The organism is Bacteroides sp. HPS0048, assembly GCF_964240755.1.
In the GTDB taxonomy this organism is placed as follows: Bacteria; Bacteroidota; Bacteroidia; order Bacteroidales; family Bacteroidaceae; genus Bacteroides; species Bacteroides nordii.
In genome coordinates this window covers 53793-78538 of record NZ_CAXSVC010000003.1, presented here as the reverse complement: position 1 = coordinate 78538, position 24746 = coordinate 53793, and the positions used below count along the sequence as shown (strand labels likewise).

The 24746-nt window shown below is 41.5% G+C and carries 21 protein-coding genes and 1 riboswitch; of the genes, 14 read left to right on the top strand and 7 right to left on the bottom strand.

The annotated features are described in order from the left end of the window. Window positions 1-22 precede the first annotated feature (22 nt). Window positions 23-2392: an ATP-dependent helicase gene (locus tag ACESQI_RS03170; RefSeq protein WP_373125425.1), complete on the bottom strand. Its 2370-nt coding sequence runs from the start codon at window positions 2390-2392 to the stop codon at window positions 23-25. A gap of 79 nt (window positions 2393-2471) precedes the next feature. Here ACESQI_RS03170 and ACESQI_RS03165 point away from each other — a divergent pair, with 79 nt between their 5' ends. From ACESQI_RS03165 to ACESQI_RS03120, 10 genes are all read left to right on the top strand, one after another. Beyond that, window positions 2472-4178 (top strand): RHS repeat domain-containing protein, encoded by a 1707-nt coding sequence (locus ACESQI_RS03165; RefSeq protein ID WP_373125424.1) that lies wholly within the window; start codon window positions 2472-2474, stop codon window positions 4176-4178. An 84-nt stretch (window positions 4179-4262) separates the two neighbouring features. Further along, entirely contained in the window at window positions 4263-4880 is a 618-nt protein-coding gene (locus ACESQI_RS03160) for a superoxide dismutase (RefSeq protein WP_373125423.1), read from the top strand. A 430-nt stretch (window positions 4881-5310) separates the two neighbouring features. Then, window positions 5311-5403, top strand: a riboswitch (TPP riboswitch). Between the two features lie 58 nt (window positions 5404-5461). Beyond that, the gene (gene thiS, locus ACESQI_RS03155; RefSeq protein ID WP_025867280.1) at window positions 5462-5662 is read left to right on the top strand and encodes a sulfur carrier protein ThiS; all 201 of its coding nucleotides are present in this window, start codon (window positions 5462-5464) and stop codon (window positions 5660-5662) included. 3 nt (window positions 5663-5665) lie between these two features. Further along, window positions 5666-6286, top strand: a complete 621-nt coding sequence (locus ACESQI_RS03150) for a thiamine phosphate synthase (RefSeq protein WP_007485849.1) — start codon at window positions 5666-5668, stop codon at window positions 6284-6286. 49 nt (window positions 6287-6335) lie between these two features. After that, window positions 6336-7115: a thiazole synthase gene (locus tag ACESQI_RS03145; RefSeq protein WP_122201576.1), complete on the top strand. Its 780-nt coding sequence runs from the start codon at window positions 6336-6338 to the stop codon at window positions 7113-7115. Window positions 7116-7157: 42 nt separating this feature from the next. Beyond that, window positions 7158-8852 carry a phosphomethylpyrimidine synthase ThiC gene (thiC, locus tag ACESQI_RS03140; protein WP_195350317.1) on the top strand — a complete coding sequence of 565 codons (1695 nt, stop codon included), beginning with the start codon at window positions 7158-7160 and terminating at the stop codon, window positions 8850-8852. Between the two features lie 6 nt (window positions 8853-8858). Continuing rightward, on the top strand, window positions 8859-9404 hold the full coding sequence (locus tag ACESQI_RS03135; RefSeq protein WP_373125422.1) for a hypothetical protein: 546 nt from the start codon (window positions 8859-8861) through the stop codon (window positions 9402-9404). A gap of 1 nt (window position 9405) precedes the next feature. Beyond that, window positions 9406-10530, top strand: coding sequence for a 2-iminoacetate synthase ThiH (thiH, locus tag ACESQI_RS03130; protein ID WP_002559931.1), 1125 nt, complete (start codon window positions 9406-9408; stop codon window positions 10528-10530). Window positions 10531-10718: 188 nt separating this feature from the next. Continuing rightward, window positions 10719-11411, top strand: a complete 693-nt coding sequence (locus tag ACESQI_RS03125; RefSeq protein WP_368107403.1) for a ThiF family adenylyltransferase — start codon at window positions 10719-10721, stop codon at window positions 11409-11411. Between the two features lie 60 nt (window positions 11412-11471). Beyond that, on the top strand, window positions 11472-12080 hold the full coding sequence (locus ACESQI_RS03120) for a thiamine phosphate synthase (protein ID WP_002559929.1): 609 nt from the start codon (window positions 11472-11474) through the stop codon (window positions 12078-12080). A gap of 93 nt (window positions 12081-12173) precedes the next feature. Here the strand turns inward: ACESQI_RS03120 and ACESQI_RS03115 are convergent, their stop codons facing one another. The 3 genes from ACESQI_RS03115 to ppdK all read right to left on the bottom strand — a co-directional run bounded on the left by ACESQI_RS03115 (window position 12174) and on the right by ppdK (window position 16447). Then, complete coding sequence (locus tag ACESQI_RS03115) at window positions 12174-12785, bottom strand: porin family protein (protein WP_002559928.1); 612 nt, start codon at window positions 12783-12785, stop codon at window positions 12174-12176. Between the two features lie 223 nt (window positions 12786-13008). Next, window positions 13009-13527 (bottom strand): outer membrane beta-barrel protein, encoded by a 519-nt coding sequence (locus ACESQI_RS03110; protein ID WP_289293848.1) that lies wholly within the window; start codon window positions 13525-13527, stop codon window positions 13009-13011. Between the two features lie 199 nt (window positions 13528-13726). Next, window positions 13727-16447, bottom strand: a complete 2721-nt coding sequence (gene ppdK / locus ACESQI_RS03105; protein ID WP_373125421.1) for a pyruvate, phosphate dikinase — start codon at window positions 16445-16447, stop codon at window positions 13727-13729. Between the two features lie 197 nt (window positions 16448-16644). On the opposite strand from ppdK, the gene rlmD reads away from it, so the two are divergent. Together rlmD and ACESQI_RS03095 are read left to right on the top strand one after the other, a co-directional pair. Further along, window positions 16645-18063, top strand: coding sequence for a 23S rRNA (uracil(1939)-C(5))-methyltransferase RlmD (gene rlmD, locus ACESQI_RS03100; RefSeq protein ID WP_044095114.1), 1419 nt, complete (start codon window positions 16645-16647; stop codon window positions 18061-18063). 10 nt (window positions 18064-18073) lie between these two features. Then, window positions 18074-19000 carry an RluA family pseudouridine synthase gene (locus ACESQI_RS03095; RefSeq protein ID WP_002559850.1) on the top strand — a complete coding sequence of 309 codons (927 nt, stop codon included), beginning with the start codon at window positions 18074-18076 and terminating at the stop codon, window positions 18998-19000. Window positions 19001-19177: 177 nt separating this feature from the next. On the opposite strand, the gene ACESQI_RS03090 is transcribed toward ACESQI_RS03095, so the two are convergent. Both ACESQI_RS03090 and ACESQI_RS03085 read right to left on the bottom strand, forming a co-directional pair. Further along, window positions 19178-19579, bottom strand: coding sequence for a hypothetical protein (locus ACESQI_RS03090; protein ID WP_002559848.1), 402 nt, complete (start codon window positions 19577-19579; stop codon window positions 19178-19180). A 10-nt stretch (window positions 19580-19589) separates the two neighbouring features. Next, window positions 19590-20009, bottom strand: a complete 420-nt coding sequence (locus ACESQI_RS03085; RefSeq protein ID WP_002559847.1) for a hypothetical protein — start codon at window positions 20007-20009, stop codon at window positions 19590-19592. A gap of 114 nt (window positions 20010-20123) precedes the next feature. On the opposite strand from ACESQI_RS03085, the gene ACESQI_RS03080 reads away from it, so the two are divergent. Next, window positions 20124-21764, top strand: a complete 1641-nt coding sequence (locus ACESQI_RS03080) for a DUF4080 domain-containing protein (RefSeq protein WP_373125420.1) — start codon at window positions 20124-20126, stop codon at window positions 21762-21764. 24 nt (window positions 21765-21788) lie between these two features. Here the strand turns inward: ACESQI_RS03080 and ACESQI_RS03075 are convergent, their stop codons facing one another. After that, window positions 21789-23555: a glycoside hydrolase family 88 protein gene (locus ACESQI_RS03075; RefSeq protein ID WP_373125419.1), complete on the bottom strand. Its 1767-nt coding sequence runs from the start codon at window positions 23553-23555 to the stop codon at window positions 21789-21791. Between the two features lie 335 nt (window positions 23556-23890). Here ACESQI_RS03075 and map point away from each other — a divergent pair, with 335 nt between their 5' ends. Then, window positions 23891-24745, top strand: coding sequence for a type I methionyl aminopeptidase (gene map, locus ACESQI_RS03070; RefSeq protein ID WP_025867171.1), 855 nt, complete (start codon window positions 23891-23893; stop codon window positions 24743-24745). Window position 24746 lies beyond the last annotated feature (1 nt).

The window sequence follows — 24746 nt, the reverse complement described above, 5'->3', positions numbered from 1 at the left end:
ATACGGCAAGCGGTTATTGTAATCATCCTATTATTTTAAAACGCGCAAAGCGCAGTAATAGTTGCTTTTCACCTGCATTTTTAAAGCGAATCGTTGCTTTTGCATTGTCTCCTGCTCCTTCTACTTTCACAACCTCTCCCAAGCCGAAACGCTCGTGTTCTATCATCTGTCCTGCCTGTATTCCTGCTATAGAAGCCGAGGCGGAAGAAGCAGACGACGGAGTGCTATTACCACTTACCGCACTAACCTTTTTCAGATTTCTCGGCACAGTGGGAGCTATAACCTGTGCTTTCGGCCGCTCACGGTCTGACATATTTGTACCGAAAGGAGCGCGTGAAGGAGAAGCAGAACGGGCAAAGCCTCCTTCAATCTCCCTGCGAAAACGTCCGGCACCTTCATCTACCGAACGGCCGACTCCATCCTCATGTGGTAGCTGCAAATAATGAACATCAATATCACGTAAGAAGCGACTGGGACTTCCAAACTCCATCTTTCCATAACGAAAACGGGTTTTAGCGAAAGAGATGAAACAATGTTCCTCGGCACGGGTAATAGCTACATAGAATAAACGGCGTTCTTCTTCCAATGCCCGTGGAGAATCTCCTACCATACCACTTGGAAACAGATTCTCTTCCAATCCCACAACAAATACATTTTTGAACTCCAATCCCTTTGCCGAATGAACCGTCATTAAAGTTACTTTTTCTCCGTCATCGGCTTTATCTGAATCCTGATCAGTAAGCAAGGCTATTTCCGAAAGAAAATCAGTCAGAGAAATGTTAGGGTTTCCCTCTTCCTGCCGCAAAGCGCAAAAATCATTCATACCATTTACCAACTCTTCTATATTTTCCTTACGGCTCAAATTTTCCGGTGAAGTATCCTGGCAAACGTCATTAATGATACCGGACTGACGAATGATATCCGTTCCTATCTCGTATGCATTCTTTTCGGGCAGATCGGTTATAAAGCCCTCTATCAGTTCCCGAAAACCTTGCAGTTTTGTATGCGTACCTTTATTAATTGTCAGTCCGTAACTCAACGGTTCACAGAGAACTGTCCAAAGGCTGACCCCATTATCAGTAGCTGCGGTTATTATCTTCCCCACCGTAGTATCACCAATACCACGGGCAGGATAATTAATAATACGTTTGAATGCTTCTTCATCACTCGGATTCACCACCAACCGGAAGTAAGCAGTTACATCCTTAATTTCTTTCCGTTGATAGAATGAAAGTCCGCCATAGATTTTATAAGGCATACTGCGTTTCCGTAGTGCTTCTTCAAAAACACGGCTCTGTGCATTTGTACGATACAGAATAGCAAATTCAGAATATCCATAAGCGTGTTCACGCCGTAGTTCCGCTATTTTATTGGCTACAATATCTCCTTCCTCTACATCGCTATAAGCCTGAAATACCCCAATGGCCTCTCCTTTCTCCTTTTCGGAAAAGACCTCTTTGGGTATCTGCCGCTCATTCTTTGCAATCAGACTGTTGGCCGCACAGACAATGGTTTGCGTAGAACGATAGTTTTGCTCCAGCTTAAAAACTTTCGTATTAGGATAAATCTTGGTGAAATAGAGAATATTATCAATATCCGCTCCCCGGAAAGAGTATATACTTTGAGCATCGTCTCCAACCACACAAACCCGCTGATTCTCTTTTGTCAATTGGAGTACAATACTGTGTTGTGCATAGTTAGTATCCTGATACTCATCTACCAGCACATAGCGAAACTGCTCACTATAACGCGCACGCACCTCAGGAAAATCACGAAAGAGAATATAAGTATATACCAGTAAATCATCAAAATCCATAGCTCCCGCCTGGCGGCAACGCTCCCAATAACGACGATATATATCACGAATGGCAGGCATCTTAGCTGCCTGATCTTCAATGTATGCCTCTTTGTTTGCAGCATAATCGGAAGGCAACACGAGATGGTTTTTAGCTTTGGAAATGCGTCCCTGTACCACACCGGGCTTATAGGTCTTATCATCCAATCCCATTTCTTTAATGATAGAACGCAAAAGGCTCTTGCTATCGGCCGAGTCATAAATGGTAAATTGCGAAGTAAACCCTATGGACTGTGCTTCGGCACGGAGAATACGTGAAAAGACAGAATGAAATGTACCCATCCAAAGATAACGGGCGCGCTGTTCACCTACCTGACGGGCAATGCGTTCTTTCATTTCCCGGGCCGCTTTGTTAGTAAAAGTGAGTGCAAGGATATTCCAGGGATTATAATCGTTTTCGAGTAAATAAGCTATTTTATAAGTTAGCACACGGGTTTTTCCGGAACCAGCACCGGCTATAACAAGTGATGGTCCGTCATTATAAAGTACCGCAGCACGCTGGCTTTCGTTCAATTCTTCGATATAGTTTCTTTCCATAGCGGCAAAATTATAACATTCATTTGACAATATATGTAATTTTATATACTTTTGTGACTTAACATCAAATAAAACAGGTATGATAAAAAAGAGTATCTCTTTAGTTGCCATTCTTCTCATAAGTATGACAACAGGGGCCTTACAAGTCATGGCACAGAAACAAGACCGTGTGGGGAAGCTCCTAAAACTCCTAAGTGAAAATGAAACCGAGAAATTTCAAAAAGGCCGCGAAAAGCTGGATGAGAAAACAATCCAGGCATTTGCAGCCGAAGTAGAACTAATGGACATCATGTGCCGCCTGTGGACCCAACCGGACAATAAAAGTGCTGCCGACTACTACCCTACCTACGCTAAAGCCGTCAAAGGGAGTCTGCCCGCTATCTGCAACGAGAACGAAATAGATTTTGCTCCTTTGCGGGAACGTACCAACAAAGTGATAACCGAAGTCTTGAATACAACACAAGACAAACTCACATTAAGTAAACAATTAATAGAAGGAGCTAAAAGCAGCAAATACCCCATTTCACAGGCACAGATGGATCTCTTCTACATAACGAGAGAAGATGCATTAATGAAAGATTGTGAAGAGAAAAATAACGCCGGCAAATACGAGAATTACTTTAATGAATTTCCGGAAGGCAAATATCTGGTAAAACTCATGAACGAATATAACCAACTCTTATACGACAATGTGAAACGGGCAACCACTCATGCCAATTTCAAGAACTTTTTCGATAATATAACTTTGAACCGTTATTTCAACGGAATGTCCGGCCGTAAATACACTCCGGAGGTACGTGATTTATATGATGATTATCTCTTTTCCATGATACAACAAGCGGGAGCACCGGTATCTAAGAAACAATGCATCAGTGATTATGAGAACGCATCTTATCTGGAAGAAGGCCAGCGCAAATATATCTCTGCACTGGAATACATAAAAGACAGTGTGGACTATGAACTGATGAAACCGGAAGTGAATAGCAACAGTAAACTGGGATTAGTTCGAGATTTTCTGACTACGCATAAATACAGAGAGTTTCGCGACAAAGCACAGGACTTGTGCAAGCAGTTCGAAGATTCGGTGATATGGATTACTCCTGCTTCGATCAAATATTATAAAAAAGGAATACTGACGAAAACAGAAGAGAAGCGAAAAAATACCACAGAGGTATATACTTATCTGGAAAACGGAAAGCCGGCGGGTATAGACATTACCACCGGTAACCTGCAATTCCATACCTCTTTCTTTTACGATGCACAGGATAGATGTACACAGGAAATACAGATAAATACCAAAACAAAAAAGGAAATATATAAGAGAACAAGAACATTTGATGCCGATGGAACAATTCAGAGTGATTCACTGAAATATACCGATGGCAGACTGGTATTGAGCAGCTACAATCGTCAGGGAAAACTAATAGAAGAAAAGGAGTATAATAAAGATGTCATGCTTTCGTCCACAGTGCATCAATATGACAGTAAAGGAAATGAAATAAAATCACAATATGTATTGCCACTCCCTAAAAATCCGTTACCGGCACAAATCAGTTCACAGACAGATGTATATGAATATGATAAATACGGTTATCTGGTAAAAATCATTTCTACACAAATACTGGTAAGCAACGAAAAAAGAGTCTGCTCACAGTATTTCGCGTATGATGAATTTGGGAACCAGATAGATAGTAACATGTATTATGAATACGATCAGGCCGGACGATGGATACGAAAAACAGCAAAGGGAAATCCGGAGATAACGGAACAAATAATAATTAAATAGAACAAACAGATAGATTTTTGATTGTCTCTATAAACATTTATGGGTTTTCGTATGTTAATAGTGTATAGTTAATAACCAAACATTATGAATACATTATTAATGTCTTTAATATTTATAACCATGACTTACGAGATGCCTAAACTTCCGTACGCTAATAATGCGCTGGAACCTGTAATCAGTCAGCAAACTATAGATTTTCATTATGGTAAACATCTGCAAACCTACGTAAATAATCTCAATAGCCTTGTTCCGGGAACCGAGTTCGAAGGTAAGACCGTAGAAGAGATCGTAGCAAAAGCGCCGGGTGGTGCCATTTTCAATAATGCCGGACAGGTACTGAATCATACACTCTACTTTTTACAATTTGCAGGAAAGCCTTCAAAGAAAGAACCTTCCGGTAAATTGGCAGAAGCCATCAAACGTGACTTTGGTAGCTTTGAAAACTTTAAGAAAGAATTCAATGCAGCTGCAGTTGGATTGTTCGGTTCAGGTTGGGCCTGGTTGTCAGTAGACAAAAATGGCAAACTGCACATCACTAAAGAAGTCAACGGAAGCAACCCGGTACGTGCCGGACTGAAACCGATTTTAGGCTTTGACGTGTGGGAACATTCCTACTATCTGGATTATCAGAACCGTCGTGCAGATCATGTAAATGCCCTTTGGGACATTATAGATTGGGAAGTAGTTGACAAACGAATGTAATAAACCCCTCAACATTGTAAAAAAGACTGTCACTCGATATTGAGTGACAGTCTTTTTTTTAGATTCAGCCTACAAACGCGAAGTTATCAAAAAAGTAACTACAAGTTTTCTGAAAGAAGAGATGTGAGATGAAATATGAATATTCGCCCTTATATAACCAGCTGATTTTCAAGAAATAAGATACTCTTATATAAAGACAGACAAGAGTGTACACTTATCCGAATATGAATTGTACACTTTTGCCATTCTATATTGTACACTATTATATGATAAAAGTGTACAATATAGAATGGCATATCCAAAGCGTTAAAAACAGCATTAACAATATTAACAAATCACACATTTGCCGGATGAATCTTTTTTATACATCCATTAAAAATAATCCTCCGTTTTGCCGTTTTTCTGCATCTTTTTCATTTACTTTGCCCCTGTAAAAACAAAGGGGTGCCCTATAAGGGGCTGAGATTATACCCTGGAACCTGATGCAGTTAGCACTGACGTAGGGATTGTGTTACTTTTATCGCCTCCACCATTAGCACTCTCTTTGTATTTACTTTCATTATAATTTTAATTCTGTAGCAATGAAAGTACAAGTTAACAACAAAGAAGTAAAAATCACCGATGCTTCTACCATCACCCAACTGACCGAACAGTTGGAACTTCCTTCGCAAGGCATTGCCATCGCGGTAAACAATAAAATGATTCCACGCACAGAGTGGGATAAATTTGTACTGCATGAGAGTGACAATCTGGTTATTATTAAAGCAGCTTGCGGAGGATAAAAAATGATCAATCTACAATTTATTACCCACCAGACAGAAAAGTATTCGTATCTGGACTCGGCACGTATGGCACTCGAAGGCGGATGCAAATGGATACAACTACGAATGAAAGAGGCCCCGCTTGAAGAGGTAGAAGCCGTTGCCCTGCAATTGCAACAAATGTGCCGGGAATACGAGTCCATCCTAATATTGGATGACCATGTAGAACTGGCAATTAAGTTAGAAGTAGACGGAGTACATCTGGGTAAAATGGATATGCCGGTAGCAGAAGCCCGTCAACGAATGGGAGAGCAATTCATCATCGGAGGAACAGCTAATACCTTCGAAGATGTAAAAATGCTATATGAGGCAGGAGTTGATTATGTAGGGATAGGTCCCTTCCGCTTTACTACAACTAAAAAGAATCTGAGTCCTGTGTTAGGGCTGGAAGGATACACATCCATTCTTTCACAGATGGAAAAAGAAGATATCACGCTGCCGGTAGTTGCCATCGGAGGAATTACTTTCGAAGATATCCCCGACATTATGAAAACCGGAGTAAATGCTATCGCCCTTTCCGGTACCATCTTGCGGGCAGAAAATCCGATAGAGGAAACCAACCGTATTCTATCAATTAACTTCTAAAAAAGATTCCTCTCGATAATTCATAAATTATAATTCACAAATCACAGATATGGAAAAACTTATTATTGCGGGACGTGAGTTCAACTCCCGTCTTTTCTTAGGAACAGGCAAATTCAACTCTAATGAACTGATGGAACAATCTCTTCTGGCATCGGGCACTGAAATGGTGACAGTAGCTATGAAACGTATTGATATGGATAACAAAGAAGATGACATGCTGAAACATATCATCCATCCGCATATTCAGTTATTGCCCAATACGTCAGGAGTAAGAAATGCCGAAGAGGCTATATTTGCCGCACAAATGGCACGTGAAGCATTCGGTACAAACTGGCTGAAACTCGAAATTCATCCCGACCCACGTTATCTCCTTCCCGATTCCGTAGAAACCCTGAAGGCTACTGAAGAATTAGTGAAATTAGGCTTTGTTGTACTCCCCTATTGCCAGGCCGACCCTGTGCTTTGTAAACAACTGGAAGAAGCCGGTGCTGCAACAGTAATGCCGCTGGGTGCTCCTATCGGAACAAACAAGGGATTGCAAACGAAAGAATTCCTGAAAATTATCATCGAACAGGCCAATATCCCTGTAGTAGTAGATGCCGGTATCGGTGCTCCAAGCCATGCGGCAGAAGCCATGGAGTTAGGTGCATCTGCCTGTCTGGTCAATACAGCCATTGCGGTAGCAAGTGATCCGTTAGAAATGGCCAAAGCATTCAAGATGGCAGTAGAAGCCGGACGTATGGCTTATGAAGCTGGTTTAGGTATGCAAGCGGATAACCTCATAGCAGAAGCAAGCTCTCCTCTTACAGCATTTCTAAACATACAATAAATAGCTGCGACATAGACGCACTGTAATTTAACAACTAATCATATGGAACAAAAAATAAAATTCCCACGCTCTGAGAAAGTGTATATGCCCGGCAAATTATTCCCCGAAATACGGGTAGCTATGCGCAGAGTAGAACAAGTGCCAAGCACAACTTTCGATGGTGACGAGAAAATTATAACACCCAATCCAAAAGTTTATGTATACGACACCAGTGGGCCTTTCAGTGATACCAATGTATCTATCGACCTGAAAAAAGGCTTACCACGCTTACGTGAAGCATGGATTCTGAAACGGAACGACGTAGAGCAATTACCCGAAATTACTTCTGAGTATGGCCGTATGCGCCGGGATGACAAAGGATTAGATCATCTGCGCTTTGAACATATCGCTCTACCCTACCGGGCAAAGAAAGGTGAACACATCACTCAAATGGCATATGCCAAACGTGGTATCATCACTCCGGAGATGGAATACGTAGCTATCCGTGAAAATATGAACTGCGAAGAATTGGGTATAGAAACATACATCACTCCTGAATTTGTCCGTCAGGAAATAGCCGAAGGACGTGCTGTATTACCTGCTAATATTAATCACCCGGAAGCAGAACCTATGATTATCGGACGTAACTTCCTGGTGAAAATCAATACGAATATCGGAAACTCTGCCACAACCTCCGGTATTGACGAAGAAGTGGAAAAAGCCGTATGGAGCTGCAAATGGGGCGGCGACACACTTATGGATCTCTCAACAGGAGAAAATATCCATGAAACACGCGAGTGGATCATTCGTAATTGCCCGGTACCGGTAGGTACTGTCCCCATCTATCAGGCTCTGGAGAAAGTAAATGGGAAAGTAGAAGACCTTACCTGGGAACTTTACCGCGATACTTTGATCGAACAATGCGAACAGGGTGTAGACTATTTTACCATCCATGCAGGAATTCGCCGCCACAATGTACATCTGGCAGAAAAACGTCTTTGTGGAATTGTAAGCCGTGGGGGAAGTATTATGAGTAAATGGTGCCTTGTACATGACCGTGAAAGTTTCCTCTACGAGCATTTTGATGACATCTGTGATATTTTAGCACAATATGATGTAGCCGTTTCATTGGGAGACGGCCTTCGCCCCGGTTCTATCCACGATGCTAATGATGAAGCACAATTTGCCGAGCTCGACACCATGGGAGAGCTTGTAGTGCGTGCCTGGGAAAAGAATGTGCAGGCATTCATTGAAGGGCCCGGACATGTACCTATGCACAAAATCAAAGAAAACATGGAACGTCAGATAGAAAAATGTCACAATGCTCCTTTCTATACCCTCGGTCCGTTGGTTACAGACATCGCTCCCGGATATGACCATATCACATCGGCTATTGGTGCTGCACAGATTGGTTGGTTGGGCACAGCAATGCTCTGCTATGTCACTCCGAAAGAACATCTTGCTCTGCCCGACAAAGAAGACGTACGTGTGGGAGTGATCACTTACAAAATTGCTGCTCATGCAGCCGATCTTGCAAAAGGACATCCCGGTGCACAAGTACGTGATAATGCACTAAGTAAAGCCCGTTATGAATTCCGTTGGAAAGACCAGTTCGACCTTTCACTTGACCCCGAACGTGCTTTCTCCTATTTCCATGCCGGACGGCATACAGACGGAGAATATTGTACGATGTGCGGTCCTAACTTCTGTGCCATGCGTCTGAGTCGTGAACTCAAAAACACAAAGAAAGAAGAATAAACAGATATGGAAAGAATCGACGAGTTTCGTAATGCCCTGTTGGTGCATATTTCTGAATTGAACATTGAATCAATGGTAAAATCTCTCAGCCTTCATCCGGAGGAATTACCGGATATGTACAAACTCACCTTCGACAATAAACTCCTCGTTTCATGGCGTGCATTATGGGTTTGCGAAAAGCTAAGTGAGGTTCATCCCGGTTGGTTTGTCCCGTTACGGGAAGAACTGACAGGACGCTTGTTGAGTTGTACACACGACGGTTCAAAACGCCTGCTTCTTTCCATTCTCTTCAATCTTCCGGTACAGGAACCTATATCTGTTCCTCTGCTGAATTTCTGTTTCGACCGTATGTTCTCGCCCGCTGAAAGTATCGGAGTACAAGCTTTGTGCATCAAGACCGCTTACCGGCTCTGCCAGAAAGAGCCGGAACTGTTAGGTGAATTACGTATCATTCTCGAAAGTGTTGAAACAGAATTCTTTTCAAAAGGAGTAACAACAACAATTCGTAATACACTGAAGAAAATAAATCAGACTACAAAAAGAAAAAAATAAAATGTTTTCAGATGAATTAGATAAAATATCCTGGGAGGAGACGACGAAAGCCATCTATTCCAAGACAGATGCCGATGTACGTCGGGCATTAGGAAAAGAACATTGTGACGTTAATGACTTCATGGCATTAATCTCACCAGCCGCAGCCCCTTATCTTGAGGTCATGGCACGGCTTAGCCAAAAATATACAATGGAGCGTTTCGGAAAGACAATTTCCATGTTCGTGCCTCTCTATCTTACCAACTCATGTACCAACTCATGCGTCTATTGTGGTTTCCACATCAGCAACCCGATGAAGCGTACTATATTAACAGAAGAAGAGATGGTAAATGAGTACAAAGCCATCAAAAAACTGGCTCCTTTCGAAAACCTGCTATTAGTGACAGGAGAAAACCCGGCTGCCGCAGGAGTACCGTATATAGCACGGGCACTCGATCTGGCAAAACCCTATTTCAGTAATTTGCAAATAGAAGTTATGCCACTAAAGGCAGAGGAATATGAAGAACTGACCCATCATGGTCTGAATGGCGTTATTTGCTTTCAGGAAACCTACAACAAAGCGAACTATAAAACCTACCATCCCCGTGGCATGAAGTCTAAATTTGAATGGCGCGTTAATGGTTTCGACCGCATGGGACAGGCAGGTGTTCACAAAATAGGCATGGGTGTACTTATAGGTCTGGAAGAATGGCGTACCGACGTGACAATGATGGCATACCACCTGCGCTATCTGCAAAAGCATTACTGGAAAACCAAATATAGTGTAAACTTCCCACGTATGCGCCCTTCCGAAAATGGTGGTTTTCAACCAAACGTTGTCATGAACGACCGTGAATTGGCACAACTCACCTTTGCCATGCGCATCTTCGATCACGATGTAGATATCTCCTACTCCACCCGTGAGAGTGCGGAAATCCGTAATAATATGGCAACATTAGGTGTAACTACTATGAGCGCCGAAAGCAAAACAGAGCCGGGCGGATATTACAGCTATCCACAAACGCTCGAGCAATTTCATGTCAGTGATGAGCGCAAAGCCACAGAGGTAGAAAAAGCCCTGAAAAAGCTGGGACGCGAACCGATATGGAAAGACTGGGATCAGACTTTTGATTATAAACAACAATGAGGATTTAATATATTTACGATTGGACAATTTACGATTTACGATTGAAAAATGATTTTCTATATTGGATATATATAAGTGGGAGGACTAACTTCAATCGTAAATTGTAAATCGTCCAATCGTAAATATATTCATGTAAACCCAAGTAATTTCAATCGTAAATCGTAAATTGTCTAATCGTAAATATATTCATGCGTTACAACAGACAAATAATTCTTCCGGAAATTGGAAAAGAAGGACAAGCCAAGCTAAAAGCCGCTAAAGTTCTGATAGTCGGTGTGGGAGGACTCGGTTCTCCTATCGCCCTTTATTTAGCAGGAGCAGGAGTCGGTACACTGGGACTCGTAGATGACGATGAAGTAAGTATCAGCAATCTGCAACGGCAAGTATTATACACAGAAGATGAATTAGGCGATTTTAAAGCAGTATGTGCCGCCATGCGCCTTACAGCACTCAATAGTGAAATTATAGTAAACTCTTGCCCGGGCCGATTGAGCAAAGAAAATGCTAAAGACCTTATCAGTGCCTATGATATTGTTGTGGACGGTTGCGACAACTTTACTACACGATATCTGATCAATGATGTCTGTGCAGAACAAGGCAAGCCCTATGTCTACGGAGCCATCTGCGGCTTTGAAGGTCAGGTATCTGTATTCAACTACGGCAAGACCAAAAAGACATACCGGGATTTATACCCCAACGAAGAAGAGATGCTACGTATGCCTCCTCCACCTAAAGGAGTAATAGGCGTCACACCTGCCATTACCGGAAGTGTAGAGGCAACCGAAGTTTTAAAGATAATCTGTGGTTTTGGAGAGGTTTTAGCCGGTAAACTATGGACAATTGACTTGCGGACATGGCAATCTAACATATTTTCACTATAAACGTTGGTCTCGCAAATAGTTAATTACTAACTTTGCTAAACAAACTGTTTAACATAAAAAATGAAGCTTATTGTAGTTACCACCCCCACCTTCTTCATTGAAGAGGATAAAATAATTACTGCTCTTTTTGAAGAGGGTCTGGATATTCTACATCTTAGAAAACCGGAAACTCCCGCTATGTATTCAGAACGTCTTTTGACACTCATACCGGAAAGATATCACAATCGTATAGTAACACATGAACATTTCTATCTGAAAGAAGAATTCAATCTGATGGGAATTCATTTGAATAGTCGTAACCCTAAAGAACCACATGATTACGCCGGACACGTAAGTTGTTCATGTCATTCAGTAGAAGAAGTAAAAAATAAAAAGCATTTTTACGACTATGTGTTCATGAGCCCTATCTACGACAGTATTTCAAAAGTCAATTATTACTCTACATACACTGCCGAAGAACTTCGCCAGGCACAAAAAGATAAAATTATAGACTGTAAAGTCATGGCCCTTGGAGGCATCAACGAAGATAATTTACCGGAAATAAAAGATTTCGGCTTCGGTGGTGCTGTAGTATTGGGAGATGTATGGAATAAATTTGATGCCTGTTGTGACCGTGATTATCTGGCGGTAATAGAGCATTTCAAGAAACTGAAAAGACTGGCTGATTAAGAGAGCATAGTCATTCTATAAAAAAACTCCCACTTCATTCTTGATGAATAAGGTGGGAGCTTTGTTTATTAATAAAAACAGTCAGGGGTTATCTTAAAATTTATATCCTAAAGTAATAGCACAGTTTATATTTTTTGGATTGGAGTCAATGTTCATATCCATCAACTTCACCAAACCAAACTGCCCGTCGAGTCCTACTATAATCCGACCAAACTCAGCCGCAACACCAACTCCTAAGCCTGCATCAAAACGATCAAAAGCATCACTGCCAAAAGTGTTTTCTTTTATATCTGTCTTCGCTCCTCCAATCCTCATTTTTGTTCTGGTTTTCCCTCCTACTCCATAAGCCATATACGGACCGGCACTTACCACAATATTTGTATTATTAGCCACATTAAAACGTGCTGCCATCATAATTGGTAATTCAAAATACATAGCGTTGAATTTCACATCAGCTTCATCGCCAGAAACAGTTGCACTAAACTTAGCCCCCTTCTGGGATAAGAATAAGGAAGGTTGTAATAACCATGTATCATTAAAGGCATATTCCATTCCTACCCCTAATTTAACACCAACTTTTGCACTCACATCCAGATCACCTGTAAAGTTGCTAATATTCATACCGACTTTAGCATTCCATGAAACCTGTGAGAAACCTGCTACCGATAATAAAGCAAACATCACTAACAAAATACTTTTCTTCATGATTTTAGTGTTTTAATTAATAAAAAGCCATTTAAGTCTCTGTGTCTAACAACAATATACAAATGTATAATCTAATTACACACAAAACAAATATTAAGTCAACAAATACAAAACAAATAGATATTACATACTAAAAAAGGGAATTCCCTATTTACCGGAACTCCCTTCCCTATTTTTATTAGAAAATAAAGAATCTTCGCTCTAAATTTTCAAAATCGGTTTATTAAAATTCATAGTGGAAACCAAAACTCAGATCTTCACTACGTAAGCTGATGCCGAAGCCATCTTCTTTTACTGTATAATCATCTCTGAAACCAACAAAGCCACATTTAGCAACAAGGCTAAAACTTTTATTCAGTTTAAGAGCGATACCCGGTTGTAATCCGATTTCATAACCGTTAATTGCATCATCAGCATCTTTCACACGGCTTGTAGAAAATCCCAAACCACCGTCAATAAATAGTCTTACAATCTTATTCTCATAATATGAAAAACGAGCATAAGGTGCAATAGCAACACTGTTTGCCTTCAATCCCTTCAAATAGTCATGAGCATAAGAAAAAGTTACACCTACCGCCCATTTCTCGCTGAGGTTATAGCCTACTTCCGGAGCTATTGTAAAGTTTGTTCTATTGGCATCAGTATTACGCCATAAATTGAATGTACCACCCATGTAAATATCCTGCGCATTCACAGACAAAGTTGCAACCACAACAAACAAAAATACTAATAGTTTTTTCATTTTTCTTTTTATTTTAAATTAAACATAAAATAGGCAAGCATCCGGTGTCTATTTATTTCGGGGCGCAAAGGTATAACAAGAGTTCTTATTATACAATTTTTTAGTTAGTTTTTTATAAAATACCCAAACAAGGCAAATAAAAGAGGGAAACCTTTTTGAATGGCTTCCCTCTCTTAAAATTAATATACAGTACTAATTATCAATCTTCTATCGCTGCCTGAGCCGCTGCAAGTCTTGCAATGGGTACTCTGAACGGAGAACAGCTTACATAGTTCAATCCTACTCTATGGCAGAATTTCACAGAAGATGGTTCACCACCATGTTCACCGCAAATACCACATTTCAAGTCCGGACGAACAGCACGGCCTTTTTCTGTTGCCATACGTACCAATTGGCCTACACCCTTCTGATCGAGTACCTGGAATGGGTCTACTTTCAGAATCTTCTTTTCCAGATAGACCGGAAGGAAGGAAGCGATATCATCACGAGAATAACCAAAGGTCATCTGAGTCAGGTCATTTGTACCGAATGAGAAGAATTCGGCAGAAGAAGCGATACGGTCGGCAGTCAGGGCAGCACGTGGAATTTCAATCATTGTACCTACCTTGAAGTCGATACGATCACCTACTTCAGCAAACAGTTTTTCAGCTTCCGCACGAATCACGTCTTCCTGTTGCTTAAACTCATACAGGATACCAGTCAGAGGCACCATGATTTCAGGATGAGTCTCAACCCCCTCTTTCTTCAATTCAAGTGCAGCACCCAGAATAGCACGTGTCTGCATCTGAGTAATTTCAGGATATGTATTTCCCAAACGGCAACCACGGTGGCCCAACATCGGATTGTGCTCACAAAGTGATTCTACACGCTGTTGAATATATTGCAGGCTTACACCCATTGTATCTGCCATTTCCTGCTGTCCTTTCAAATCATGCGGTACAAACTCATGCAAAGGAGGATCAAGCAGACGCACAGTCACCGGACAACCTTCCATTGCCTTGAATATTCCCTTAAAGTCAGCCTGCTGGTACGGAAGAATTTTAGCCAATGCCTTACGACGTCCCTCGGCATCTTCTGCCAGAATCATTTCACGCATTGCCTTAATCTTTTCTCCTTCAAAGAACATATGCTCCGTACGGCAAAGCCCAATACCAACAGCACCAAAATCACGGGCTACTCTCGCATCATGCGGAGTATCGGCATTGGTACGCACCTGAAGTTTTGTATATTTATCGGCCAATGCCATCAATTCGGCAAAGTCACCGGAAAGCTCAGCAGCTTTGGTTTCTACCTTACCCTGATAAACTTCACCCGTACTACCATTCAATGAAATGTAATCACCTTCTTTCAGCAAAACACCATCTACTTCAACCGTGCGTGCTTTATAGTCAATATTTAATGCACCTGCACCTGAAACGCAACATTTACCCATACCACGAGCCACAACAGCAGCATGTGAAGTCATACCACCACGTGCAGTAAGGATACCCTGTGCCACAGCCATACCTGCAAGGTCTTCAGGAGAAGTCTCAACACGTACCATAACCACTTTCTTACCCCCTGCAGCCCATTCGGCAGCATCATCAGCAAAGAAAACGATCTGTCCGGTTGCAGCTCCCGGAGAAGCCGGCAAACCACGAGTCAATACTTTCGCTTGTTTCAAAGCATTTTTATCGAATACCGGGTGAAGAAGTTCATCCAGTTTATTGGGTTCAACACGCATCAAAGCTGTTTTCTCGTCAATCATTCCCTGATGGAGCAAGTCCATAGCAATTTTCACCATAGCCGCACCGGTACGTTTTCCGTTACGAGTCTGCAGGAACCACAATTTACCTTCCTGTACAGTGAACTCCATGTCCTGCATATCGCGATAATGATTTTCCAGTTTAGTCTGCAATTCATCCAATTGCTTATAAATTTCGGGCATTGCCTCTTCCATTGAAGGGAATTTAGCAGCACGAATATCTTCGGTCACACCAGCCAGTACGGCCCAGCGTTGAGAACCAATCTTAGTAATCTGTTGCGGAGTACGAATACCTGCTACAACGTCTTCACCCTGTGCATTAATCAAATACTCACCATTGAAGAGATCTTCACCGGTAGCGGCATCACGTGAGAAGCAAACACCCGTAGCAGAAGTTTCACCCATATTACCGAACACCATAGCCTGTACACTGACAGCTGTACCCCATTCATCAGGAATTCCCTCCATCTTACGGTAAAGGATCGCACGTTCGTTCATCCATGAATTAAATACTGCACATACGGCACCCCAAAGTTGTTCGTAGGCACAAGTCGGGAAATCTTTTCCGGTCTGTTCTTTTACAGCAGCTTTGAAACGTTTTACAAGTTCTTTAAGATCCGCCACTTCAAGTTCATTGTCCAGCTTCACTCCTTTTGCATGTTTCACGTCTTCGATGATAGCTTCAAACGGATCCACGTCTTCCTTGTTCACAGGTTTCATACCCAACACCACATCACCGTACATCTGTACAAAACGGCGATAAGAATCCCATGCAAAACGGGCATTCCCGGTCTTACGGGTCAATCCTTCCACTACCTCGTCATTCAACCCCAGATTAAGAATCGTATCCATCATACCCGGCATAGAAGCACGTGCTCCGGAACGAACGGAAACCAGCAAAGGGTTCTCAATATCGCCGAACTTCGACTTCATCAAGACTTCAATATTCTCAATTGCTTTTTCTACTTCATTTTTCAGGAGAGCTACGACTTTATCTTGTCCCAGTTCATAATATTCGGTACAAACGTCTGTTGTGATAGTAAATCCGGGAGGAACAGGAACCCCGATAAGGTTCATTTCTGCAAGATTGGCACCTTTGCCACCTAATAAATTCTTCATGTCGGCCTTGCCTTCTGCCTGGCCATTACCAAAAGTATAAACTCTTTTTTTGTCCATAATATGTATTTAAAGTTGTCTATTGGGTTTTTCTGTTCGCAAATCTAAGTATATTTCGTAAACCAAAAAACTTTTAGCGAAAAAAGTTTCTGCTAAAATGCAATTTCGACATTGCAATCTTTATTATTTCAAAGGATAGAGATAAATCCCGAAAAAATGCCTATTTTTGCGAAATAATTTATTAGACTGGTGTAAAAGTGGCAAGAAAGAGAAAAGAGCTTCCCCTACTGGAGAAGATAACAATTACGGATGTGGCTGCCGAAGGAAAAGCCATAGCAAAAGTAGACGACCTGGTGATTTTTGTTCCTTACGTAGTACCGGGTGATGTAGTAGACCTGCAAATCAAACGTAAAAAGAATAAATATGCCGAAGCAGAAGCAGTGAAGTTTCACGAACTCTCTCCGATACGTGCCGTTCCTTTCTGCCAGCACTATGGTGTATGCGGTGGCTGCAAGTGGCAAGTGTTGCCTTATGCAGAGCAAATAAAATTCAAACAGAAACAAGTAGAAGATAATCTGAGACGTATTGGTAAAATTGAACTGCCGGAGGTATCTCCTATCCTGGGTTCTGCCAAAACCGAATTCTACCGGAACAAACTGGAGTTCACTTTCTCCAACAAGCGCTGGCTCACCAACGAAGAAGTAAAACAGGATGTGAAATACGATCAGATGAATGCTGTAGGTTTCCACATTCCCGGAGCATTTGATAAAGTATTGGCAATAGAAAAATGCTGGTTGCAGGATGATATATCCAATCGTATCCGCAATGCAGTACGCGATTATGCCTACGAACACAATTACTCATTCATCAACCTGCGTTCTCAGGAAGGTATGCTTCGCAACATGATTGTTCGCACATCATCTACAGGAGAATTGATGGTAATTATCATCTGCAAGATTGTAGAAGAGAGCGAAATGAAACTTTTCAAGCAACTGTTGCAATACGTAGCAGATACATTCCCCGAAATAACTTCCCTCCTATACATTATTAATAATAAGTGTAACGATACTATCAATGATCTGGACGTGCACGTATTCAAAGGCAACGATCATATGTTTGAAGAGATGGAAGGACTGCGCTTCAAAGTAGGACCGAAATCATTCTACCAGACAAACTCGGAGCAAGCATACAATCTATATAAAATAGCCCGTAACTTTGCCGGATTGACCGGAAACGAACTGGTCTATGACCTTTATACGGGTACGGGAACCATCGCTAACTTCGTATCACGTCAGGCTCGCCAAGTAATCGGTATCGAATATGTGCCCGAAGCCATTGAAGACGCAAAAGTAAATGCAGAAATTAATGACATCCATAATGCACTGTTCTTTGCAGGAGATATGAAAGATATGCTGACGCAGGATTTCATCAACGAATACGGACGTCCGGATGTAATTATAACCGACCCTCCCCGTGCTGGAATGCATCAGGATGTAGTGGATGTTATCTTGTTTGCCGAACCCAAACGAATTGTATATGTCAGTTGTAATCCGGCCACCCAGGCACGCGACTTACAACTGCTTGATGTGAAATATAAGGTGACAGCCGTGCAACCGGTCGATATGTTCCCACATACGCACCATGTAGAAAATGTAGTATTGCTTGAACTCAGATAAAAGAGAAAAAATGGCTAAAGAAAAAAGACCTAAAAGAACCCCGGCTGAGAAAGCCCGGGCACAATATACCGGTTATTTAGTGAAGGAACCAATGGACCTCATGGGATTCCTCGCTGCTAAAATGCCGGATGCCAGCCGTACAAAGCTGAAATCATTATTAAGCAAACGTGTGGTTTATGTAGACAATGTAATAACCACTCAGTTTGACTTTGCTTTAAAGCCGGGTATGAAGGTACAGATCAGCAAAGATAAAGGCCGGAAAGAATTCAATAACCGCCTGCTGAAGATTGTGTACGAAGATGCCTTTATCATTGTAATAGAGAAAAAGGAAGGGTTACTTTCAGTGAACACCGAACGCCAGAAAGAACGTACAGCCTATACCATCCTGAATGAGTATGTACAACGCTCGGGCAAACACCACCGCGTATATGTAGTACATCGTCTGGACCGCGATACATCAGGTATAATGATGTTTGCTAAAGACGAAAAGACCCAGCACACTTTGCGCGAATACTGGCATGATATTGTTACAGATCGTCGTTATGTAGCAGTTGTGGAAGGCGAAATGGAGAAGGATCACGGCACAGTAACCTCCTGGTTAACAGACCGTACATTGTATGTAAGTTCCAGCCAATACGATGATGGTGGCTCCAAATCAATCACACATTATCACACCATCAAACGTGCCAACGGATACTCATTGATGGAACTCGATCTGGAAACAGGACGTAAGAATCAGATTCGTGTACATATGCAAGACTTGGGACATCCCATTATCGGTGACGGAAGATATGGTGGCGAAGGTGTTCCCAATCCTATTGGCCGATTGGCTCTGCATGCATTCAAACTTTGTTTCTATCATCCGGTGACAAACGAACTAATGGAGTTTGAGACGCCGTATCCGCCTAATTTCAAAAAGTTGTTTCTAAAGCAATAACCATATACCATAAATTTCATCCTAAAAACAACTGAAAATCAGACTATAAAAAAGTACGTACTTTTGGGGTATAAAAGTACGTACTTAACACACTGTTAATATGCATTTTAAGTCACTGTTAAAATACTATATCAGTAGTTGGATATTAGCATGCTATCCAAAGAATAAATAATAACTTTAGTTTGCTTCCAACGTGACGCTGAACTCATAATTTCCATCTGCATAAAGCTCACCATAAAGGAAACGTCCGGTGATATACACTCCTCTGATTTCCAACAGAGGATAATCCGGACCATAATCCAGATATAACGTCCCCATATCTATCCACCAACGCAGGTTCAGGGTAGCAGCTCTTCCGCCATCTCCATAATAGTATTGCTCATCTATGGCATATTCATTCCCTTTGAAAGTGACACCACTTTCTACATCATAAGGTCCTACGGCAAAGCCTAAACTACCGACCCACGTACGCCCAATGAGATAATCATAAATGGTTTCATCATCTTCTTCACAAGAAGAAAAGCCAACAGCCAGCATGGTCAATACCAACAGCAACTTTATAGGATTCAATATTTTCATATTCGTTATTTTATTCTTTTACAAATGTCACTTCTATACCATCCAATTTACCAGAAAGATAGTTCTGACGTACCCAGACATTATCAAAATAGTGAATCTCTCCGGCACCACGATCCAGTTTCAACCCTTCCATTTCCTGATCTATCCATTCCCAATCAAAATTATAACTTTCAGTACGTGCAGGACGTGATTCGCCGACACGATAATAGTTGAATATCTCTTGTCCGCTCCTATCTTTCGTAAATTTCAGCTGATGGACACACTTCATATTATCTTCTGTATAATTTTCCGACCATGTTTTTCCACACAACTTTTCATCACTATTACGTAAATAATCATCTGTGTAGTAAACATCGTCACCACCACAAGCATTTAAACCAAGTGTCAATACTAATAACAATATAAATCGTGCATAGTTTAATTTTCTCATATTCTTATGACTTATAGTTAATATATGACGACAAATATAGCGTTTTTAATCAACGATGTGTGAATAAAGCCTGCTTTTTTATACCTTTGCGGCCATAAACGTTAAAATTCTTGCATGAAAATTCTTTGGCTCGACTTAAATAGCTCTTATGCCCACTCCTCTTTGGCGTTACCGGCACTGCATGCTCAAATTGCAACAGATAACTCCATCGAATGGGAAATCGTATCAGCTACTATTAATGAAAATGCAGGTATGGTGGCAAACAGTATCTATTATCACCAACCGGATATCATTGCCGCCACCAATTGGCTGTTCAATCACGAGCAGTTACTACATATTGTTTCAAGAGCTAAAGCGTTGCTTCCGCAATGTTGTGTAGTTATGGGAGGACCTGAGTTTTTGGGAGACAACGAAGCGTTTCTGCGCAAGAATCCATTTGTCAGTTGTGTGTTTCGTGGAGAAGGTGAAGAGGTATTCCCACAGTGGCTTGAGTGTTGGAACCAACCGGAAAACTGGAATACCATTGCCGGATTGTGCTACCTTGATAAAGAAGGAGGCTATCGCGACAATGGAATTGCCCGCGTCATGGAGTTTGCCAATCTCATTTCGCCAGAACAAAGTCGCTTCTTCAACTGGAGTAAACCATTTGTACAACTTGAAACAACACGAGGCTGCTTCAACACGTGCGCCTTCTGTGTAAGCGGTGGAGAAAAACCGGTACGGACACTCTCTATAGAGGTCATCCGTGAACGCTTAAAAGAGATCCACCGACATGGTATCAAGAACATTCGCGTACTTGACCGTACCTTCAATTACAATAACAAACGGGCCAAAGAACTACTCAATCTGTTTCTCGAATTTTCTCCTGATATCTGCTTTCATCTTGAGATACACCCGGCCTTGCTCTCCGAAGAGCTGAAACAAGAACTTACCAAGCTTCCCAAAGGTTTGCTCCATCTGGAAGCCGGCATTCAGAGTTTGCGTGAGCCTGTGCTCGAACAAAGCCGACGGATGGGACGCTTATCCGATGCACTGAACGGACTGAAATATCTCTGTGCACTGCCCAATATGGAGACTCATGCCGATCTTATTGCCGGACTACCGCTGTATCATCTCTCCGAAATATTCGAAGACATACGAACCCTTGCCGAATATGGAGCAGGAGAAATACAATTGGAATCGTTAAAGTTGCTTCCCGGTACAGAAATGCGGAGAAGAGCGGAAGAATTAGGGATTCAATATGCCCCACTCCCACCTTACGAAGTGTTGCAAACCAGGGAAATCAGTGTAGATGAGCTACAAACAGCCCGCTACCTCTCACGATTATTAGATGGTTTCTATAACACTCCTGCCTGGCAGTCTATCACGCGAAAATTGATTCTGGAAAACCAAACATTTCTACACGAACTTTTAAATCATCTGATAGAGATTGGGCTGATAGACCAACCACTGAGTCTGGAGAAAAGAGGATTGATTCTGTATGAATTCTGTAAAAAGTACTATACTGACTATCAGACGCAAGTAAGCATCGCCTGGATAGAGGCGGGTATGTCGTTAAAGAAACTTCCGGCTGAAAAAGTCAAAACCAAGCGGCAGGTTCCTCCTGAAACATGGACAATCCTCTATGGTGAATACAAAGAAACACTGCGTTTGTGCTTCTTGCCAATAAATCAGGAAGGACAAGCCGGTTATTGGTTTGGATTTGAATCGGAAATACAGAAAATCGAACCGGTTTTTAAGGCGTTCACAACATGATACGCAACATAGCAAATGTCAAAATCATTGTATGATAACCTTAAAGACCGCATTCTGAACTTTCACAAAATAAATCCCGGTTGAAAAAGAAGATATATCAATTGTCCGGTTCCATGTTTCTATAACCTTGACTCCCAAAGCATTGTATATACAAATCGTCTCACCATCATCAGTACCTTCAATATTCAAGACATCCGAAGCCGGATTCGGGTATATCGTCACAGCTGTTTGATTTTCGATCCTATTGATATCCGTTGGCACGTCTATGATATTAATACGAGTCTCTAAAATGCTGTTCCATTTATTTTTAGTATTTCCCTTTCCGCTTATTCTGACATAGCGGGCTTTACAAAGACCTATGTAAAACGTCTCCCAACGATCCGTATTTCCTCCGGATTGCCCATTAAAAACTTCTGTCCAGTTTTCATCATCCGTCGAAAGCTCTATTGAGAAGTTAAACTTACGCTTATGTCCATCCCAAAATGCAATATCAACCGTTGCTATTGTTTCTTCTGATAGTAAATCGTACTTAATCCATTGTTCACCTTCGGCCGACCAACGTGTATTGAAATCCCGATCCAAAGTCTTTTCCGGAGTATTTGTCGTACCGGTTTCATAAGTACTTGCCGTCACGTTTATATTCACTGCCTCGATAGGCGGTTCCGGTAAATCACCTACTTCCGGCATTTCACCTTCGGCCAGTTTTACAACTTCACTTCCGGCCAACAGGAAAGCTCCGACTCCATAGTCCCAGGTCGATTCAGCATTTAAGGGATAGTTTGACTCCGGCTTGAAACCTGGTCCTTGAACATATCCTAAAAGTCCGTTTTTATGAACCGCAATCGTAGTCATTCCATTCCACGCTTTGAGAACCACAGGCAGATAAAACTCTCTATCGAGTACTCCGTGATTTATTCCCCAAGATAAGCCATATACAAAAAGGGCTGTACCGCTTGTTTCCGGACCTGCCAGATGTTCCGGATCGGCCAGATTTCTATTCCAGAAGCCATCTTCACGCTGACAGGCTTTTAAAGCTGCTGCCATTTCGGTCAGCAACTGAACATACTCCACTCTATAAGAATGGTCGGCAGGCAGATCATTCAAGACACGAACACAAGCAGCAACCGCCCAACCATTTCCACGAGACCAACAGACTTTCTTCCTATTGGGACTCAGGCTCTTGGCAGGTACCTGCGTACTATCACGAAACCAAATATGGTCTGTTTCATCATAAAGTTTCCAACGCGTTTTTGAATAGGTATGCATAGCATGCATCCGTTCAAAATAAACGTTATCTTTATACAAATCTCCCAGTTTCGAGAAAAGAGGCATCGCCATAAAATAAGAATCTACCCACCACCAATCGTCAATAGATTCCTGCGGATTAGTAATTAAATTATCCACACACTCTTTAATAGCCTGTATCTTATACTCCTGTTTATTTTTATCCAACCGATACAAATCAATGTAAGTTTGTCCACACACTTGCCCGTCAGCACCATGCTTGTCGGCATTTACTCCCAACGCCCACTTATTTTTTTCGGCCCATAAGGTCATATAATCAAGTAACTTCTGATCCTGATAAACCTTATAAAACTCCATACACCCTGTGAAATAAGCGGATTTTACCCAATCGTTAGTTCCTGCGGAAATTGCATTGTTGGTCATGTAATAGTTGTTCACTAAAGCCATTTGCTGAAGGACTTCCATCTTTGTAGGCAACTGCGATATAGTTGCACTAACAGATAGAATGGGCACACAACAAAAGGAAACCAGTAATCGTGTTCTCATAATGCATTCATGTAATTTCATGTTCTTCTTGCTTTACTATTTGTGTTGTATAATATTAAACTCTCGCAATATACAAATCATTAAATAATTGAAAAAGATTAATCACATTTTTTTCATATAATCCTGTTAATAAATTCAATCGTCATATGCCCCCAAACTCCTATTCTAAACTGAAAAGAAAATCAAAAAATCAGTCTCCACTTTTAATATACAATACCTGCCCATAGCACTTTCAATCAATAAAGATAGTTATTTATCCAACCGAAAGCAATTAATTACTAATATTAATTCTCTACCTTTGTACCATTGACTGAAAGATAAAATATACAGAAACAATGAAAAAGTTCATCAAGGGCTTCCGGTTCACCCCTTCTAATTACCCGGACGAGATAGAAGATAAAATTCAAAAATACAGAAAACAAGGCATAAAACTCCCTCCACGAAAGGTACTCCGTACACCGGAACAGTTGGAAGGTATACGCGAAAGTGCTAAAATCAATACTGCACTGCTGGATTATGTTTCCGAGAACATTCGTGAAGGCATGTCTACAGAAGAAATCGACCGTATGGTATATGACTTCACAACGAGCCACGGTGCTATCCCTGCCCCACTCAATTATGAAGGATTCCCCAAAAGTGTATGTACAAGCATCAACGAAGTAGTATGTCACGGTATACCAAGTAAAAATGAAATTCTGAGTAGTGGAGATATTGTTAATGTAGATGTTTCAACTATCTATAAAGGATATTTCTCAGATGCCTCACGTATGTTTATGATTGGAGATGTAAATCCGGAGATGCGACGGCTGGTACAAGTCACCAAAGAATGTATGGAAATAGGCATCGCTGCTGCACAACCCTGGGCACGACTGGGCGATGTAGGTGCCGCTATCCAAGAACATGCCGAAAAAAACGGATATAGTGTAGTACGTGATCTTTGCGGACATGGAGTAGGCATGCATTTTCATGAGGAACCGGATGTGGAACACTTTGGCCGCCGGGGTACAGGTATGATGATTGTTCCAGGAATGACATTTACCATAGAACCAATGATAAATATGGGTACATACGAAGTATTCATAGACGATGCGGACGGATGGACTGTCTGTACGGACGACGGAATGCCGTCGGCACAATGGGAAAACATGATTCTGATAACTGAAACCGGTAATGAAATACTGACGTATTAAC

What these genes read in the sequence shown, in the direction of transcription:
- ACESQI_RS03170 (WP_373125425.1), bottom strand. Translation starts at nt 2,392, where the DNA reads ATGGAAAGAAACTATATCGAAGAATTGAACGAAAGCCAGCGTGCTGCG.
- ACESQI_RS03165 (WP_373125424.1), top strand. Translation starts at nt 2,472, where the DNA reads ATGATAAAAAAGAGTATCTCTTTAGTTGCCATTCTTCTCATAAGTATG.
- ACESQI_RS03160 (WP_373125423.1), top strand. Translation starts at nt 4,263, where the DNA reads ATGAATACATTATTAATGTCTTTAATATTTATAACCATGACTTACGAG.
- thiS (WP_025867280.1), top strand. Translation starts at nt 5,462, where the DNA reads ATGAAAGTACAAGTTAACAACAAAGAAGTAAAAATCACCGATGCTTCT.
- ACESQI_RS03150 (WP_007485849.1), top strand. Translation starts at nt 5,666, where the DNA reads ATGATCAATCTACAATTTATTACCCACCAGACAGAAAAGTATTCGTAT.
- ACESQI_RS03145 (WP_122201576.1), top strand. Translation starts at nt 6,336, where the DNA reads ATGGAAAAACTTATTATTGCGGGACGTGAGTTCAACTCCCGTCTTTTC.
- thiC (WP_195350317.1), top strand. Translation starts at nt 7,158, where the DNA reads ATGGAACAAAAAATAAAATTCCCACGCTCTGAGAAAGTGTATATGCCC.
- ACESQI_RS03135 (WP_373125422.1), top strand. Translation starts at nt 8,859, where the DNA reads ATGGAAAGAATCGACGAGTTTCGTAATGCCCTGTTGGTGCATATTTCT.
- thiH (WP_002559931.1), top strand. Translation starts at nt 9,406, where the DNA reads ATGTTTTCAGATGAATTAGATAAAATATCCTGGGAGGAGACGACGAAA.
- ACESQI_RS03125 (WP_368107403.1), top strand. Translation starts at nt 10,719, where the DNA reads ATGCGTTACAACAGACAAATAATTCTTCCGGAAATTGGAAAAGAAGGA.
- ACESQI_RS03120 (WP_002559929.1), top strand. Translation starts at nt 11,472, where the DNA reads ATGAAGCTTATTGTAGTTACCACCCCCACCTTCTTCATTGAAGAGGAT.
- ACESQI_RS03115 (WP_002559928.1), bottom strand. Translation starts at nt 12,785, where the DNA reads ATGAAGAAAAGTATTTTGTTAGTGATGTTTGCTTTATTATCGGTAGCA.
- ACESQI_RS03110 (WP_289293848.1), bottom strand. Translation starts at nt 13,527, where the DNA reads ATGAAAAAACTATTAGTATTTTTGTTTGTTGTGGTTGCAACTTTGTCT.
- ppdK (WP_373125421.1), bottom strand. Translation starts at nt 16,447, where the DNA reads ATGGACAAAAAAAGAGTTTATACTTTTGGTAATGGCCAGGCAGAAGGC.
- ACESQI_RS03095 (WP_002559850.1), top strand. Translation starts at nt 18,074, where the DNA reads ATGGCTAAAGAAAAAAGACCTAAAAGAACCCCGGCTGAGAAAGCCCGG.
- ACESQI_RS03090 (WP_002559848.1), bottom strand. Translation starts at nt 19,579, where the DNA reads ATGAAAATATTGAATCCTATAAAGTTGCTGTTGGTATTGACCATGCTG.
- ACESQI_RS03085 (WP_002559847.1), bottom strand. Translation starts at nt 20,009, where the DNA reads ATGAGAAAATTAAACTATGCACGATTTATATTGTTATTAGTATTGACA.
- ACESQI_RS03080 (WP_373125420.1), top strand. Translation starts at nt 20,124, where the DNA reads ATGAAAATTCTTTGGCTCGACTTAAATAGCTCTTATGCCCACTCCTCT.
- ACESQI_RS03075 (WP_373125419.1), bottom strand. Translation starts at nt 23,555, where the DNA reads ATGAGAACACGATTACTGGTTTCCTTTTGTTGTGTGCCCATTCTATCT.
- map (WP_025867171.1), top strand. Translation starts at nt 23,891, where the DNA reads ATGAAAAAGTTCATCAAGGGCTTCCGGTTCACCCCTTCTAATTACCCG.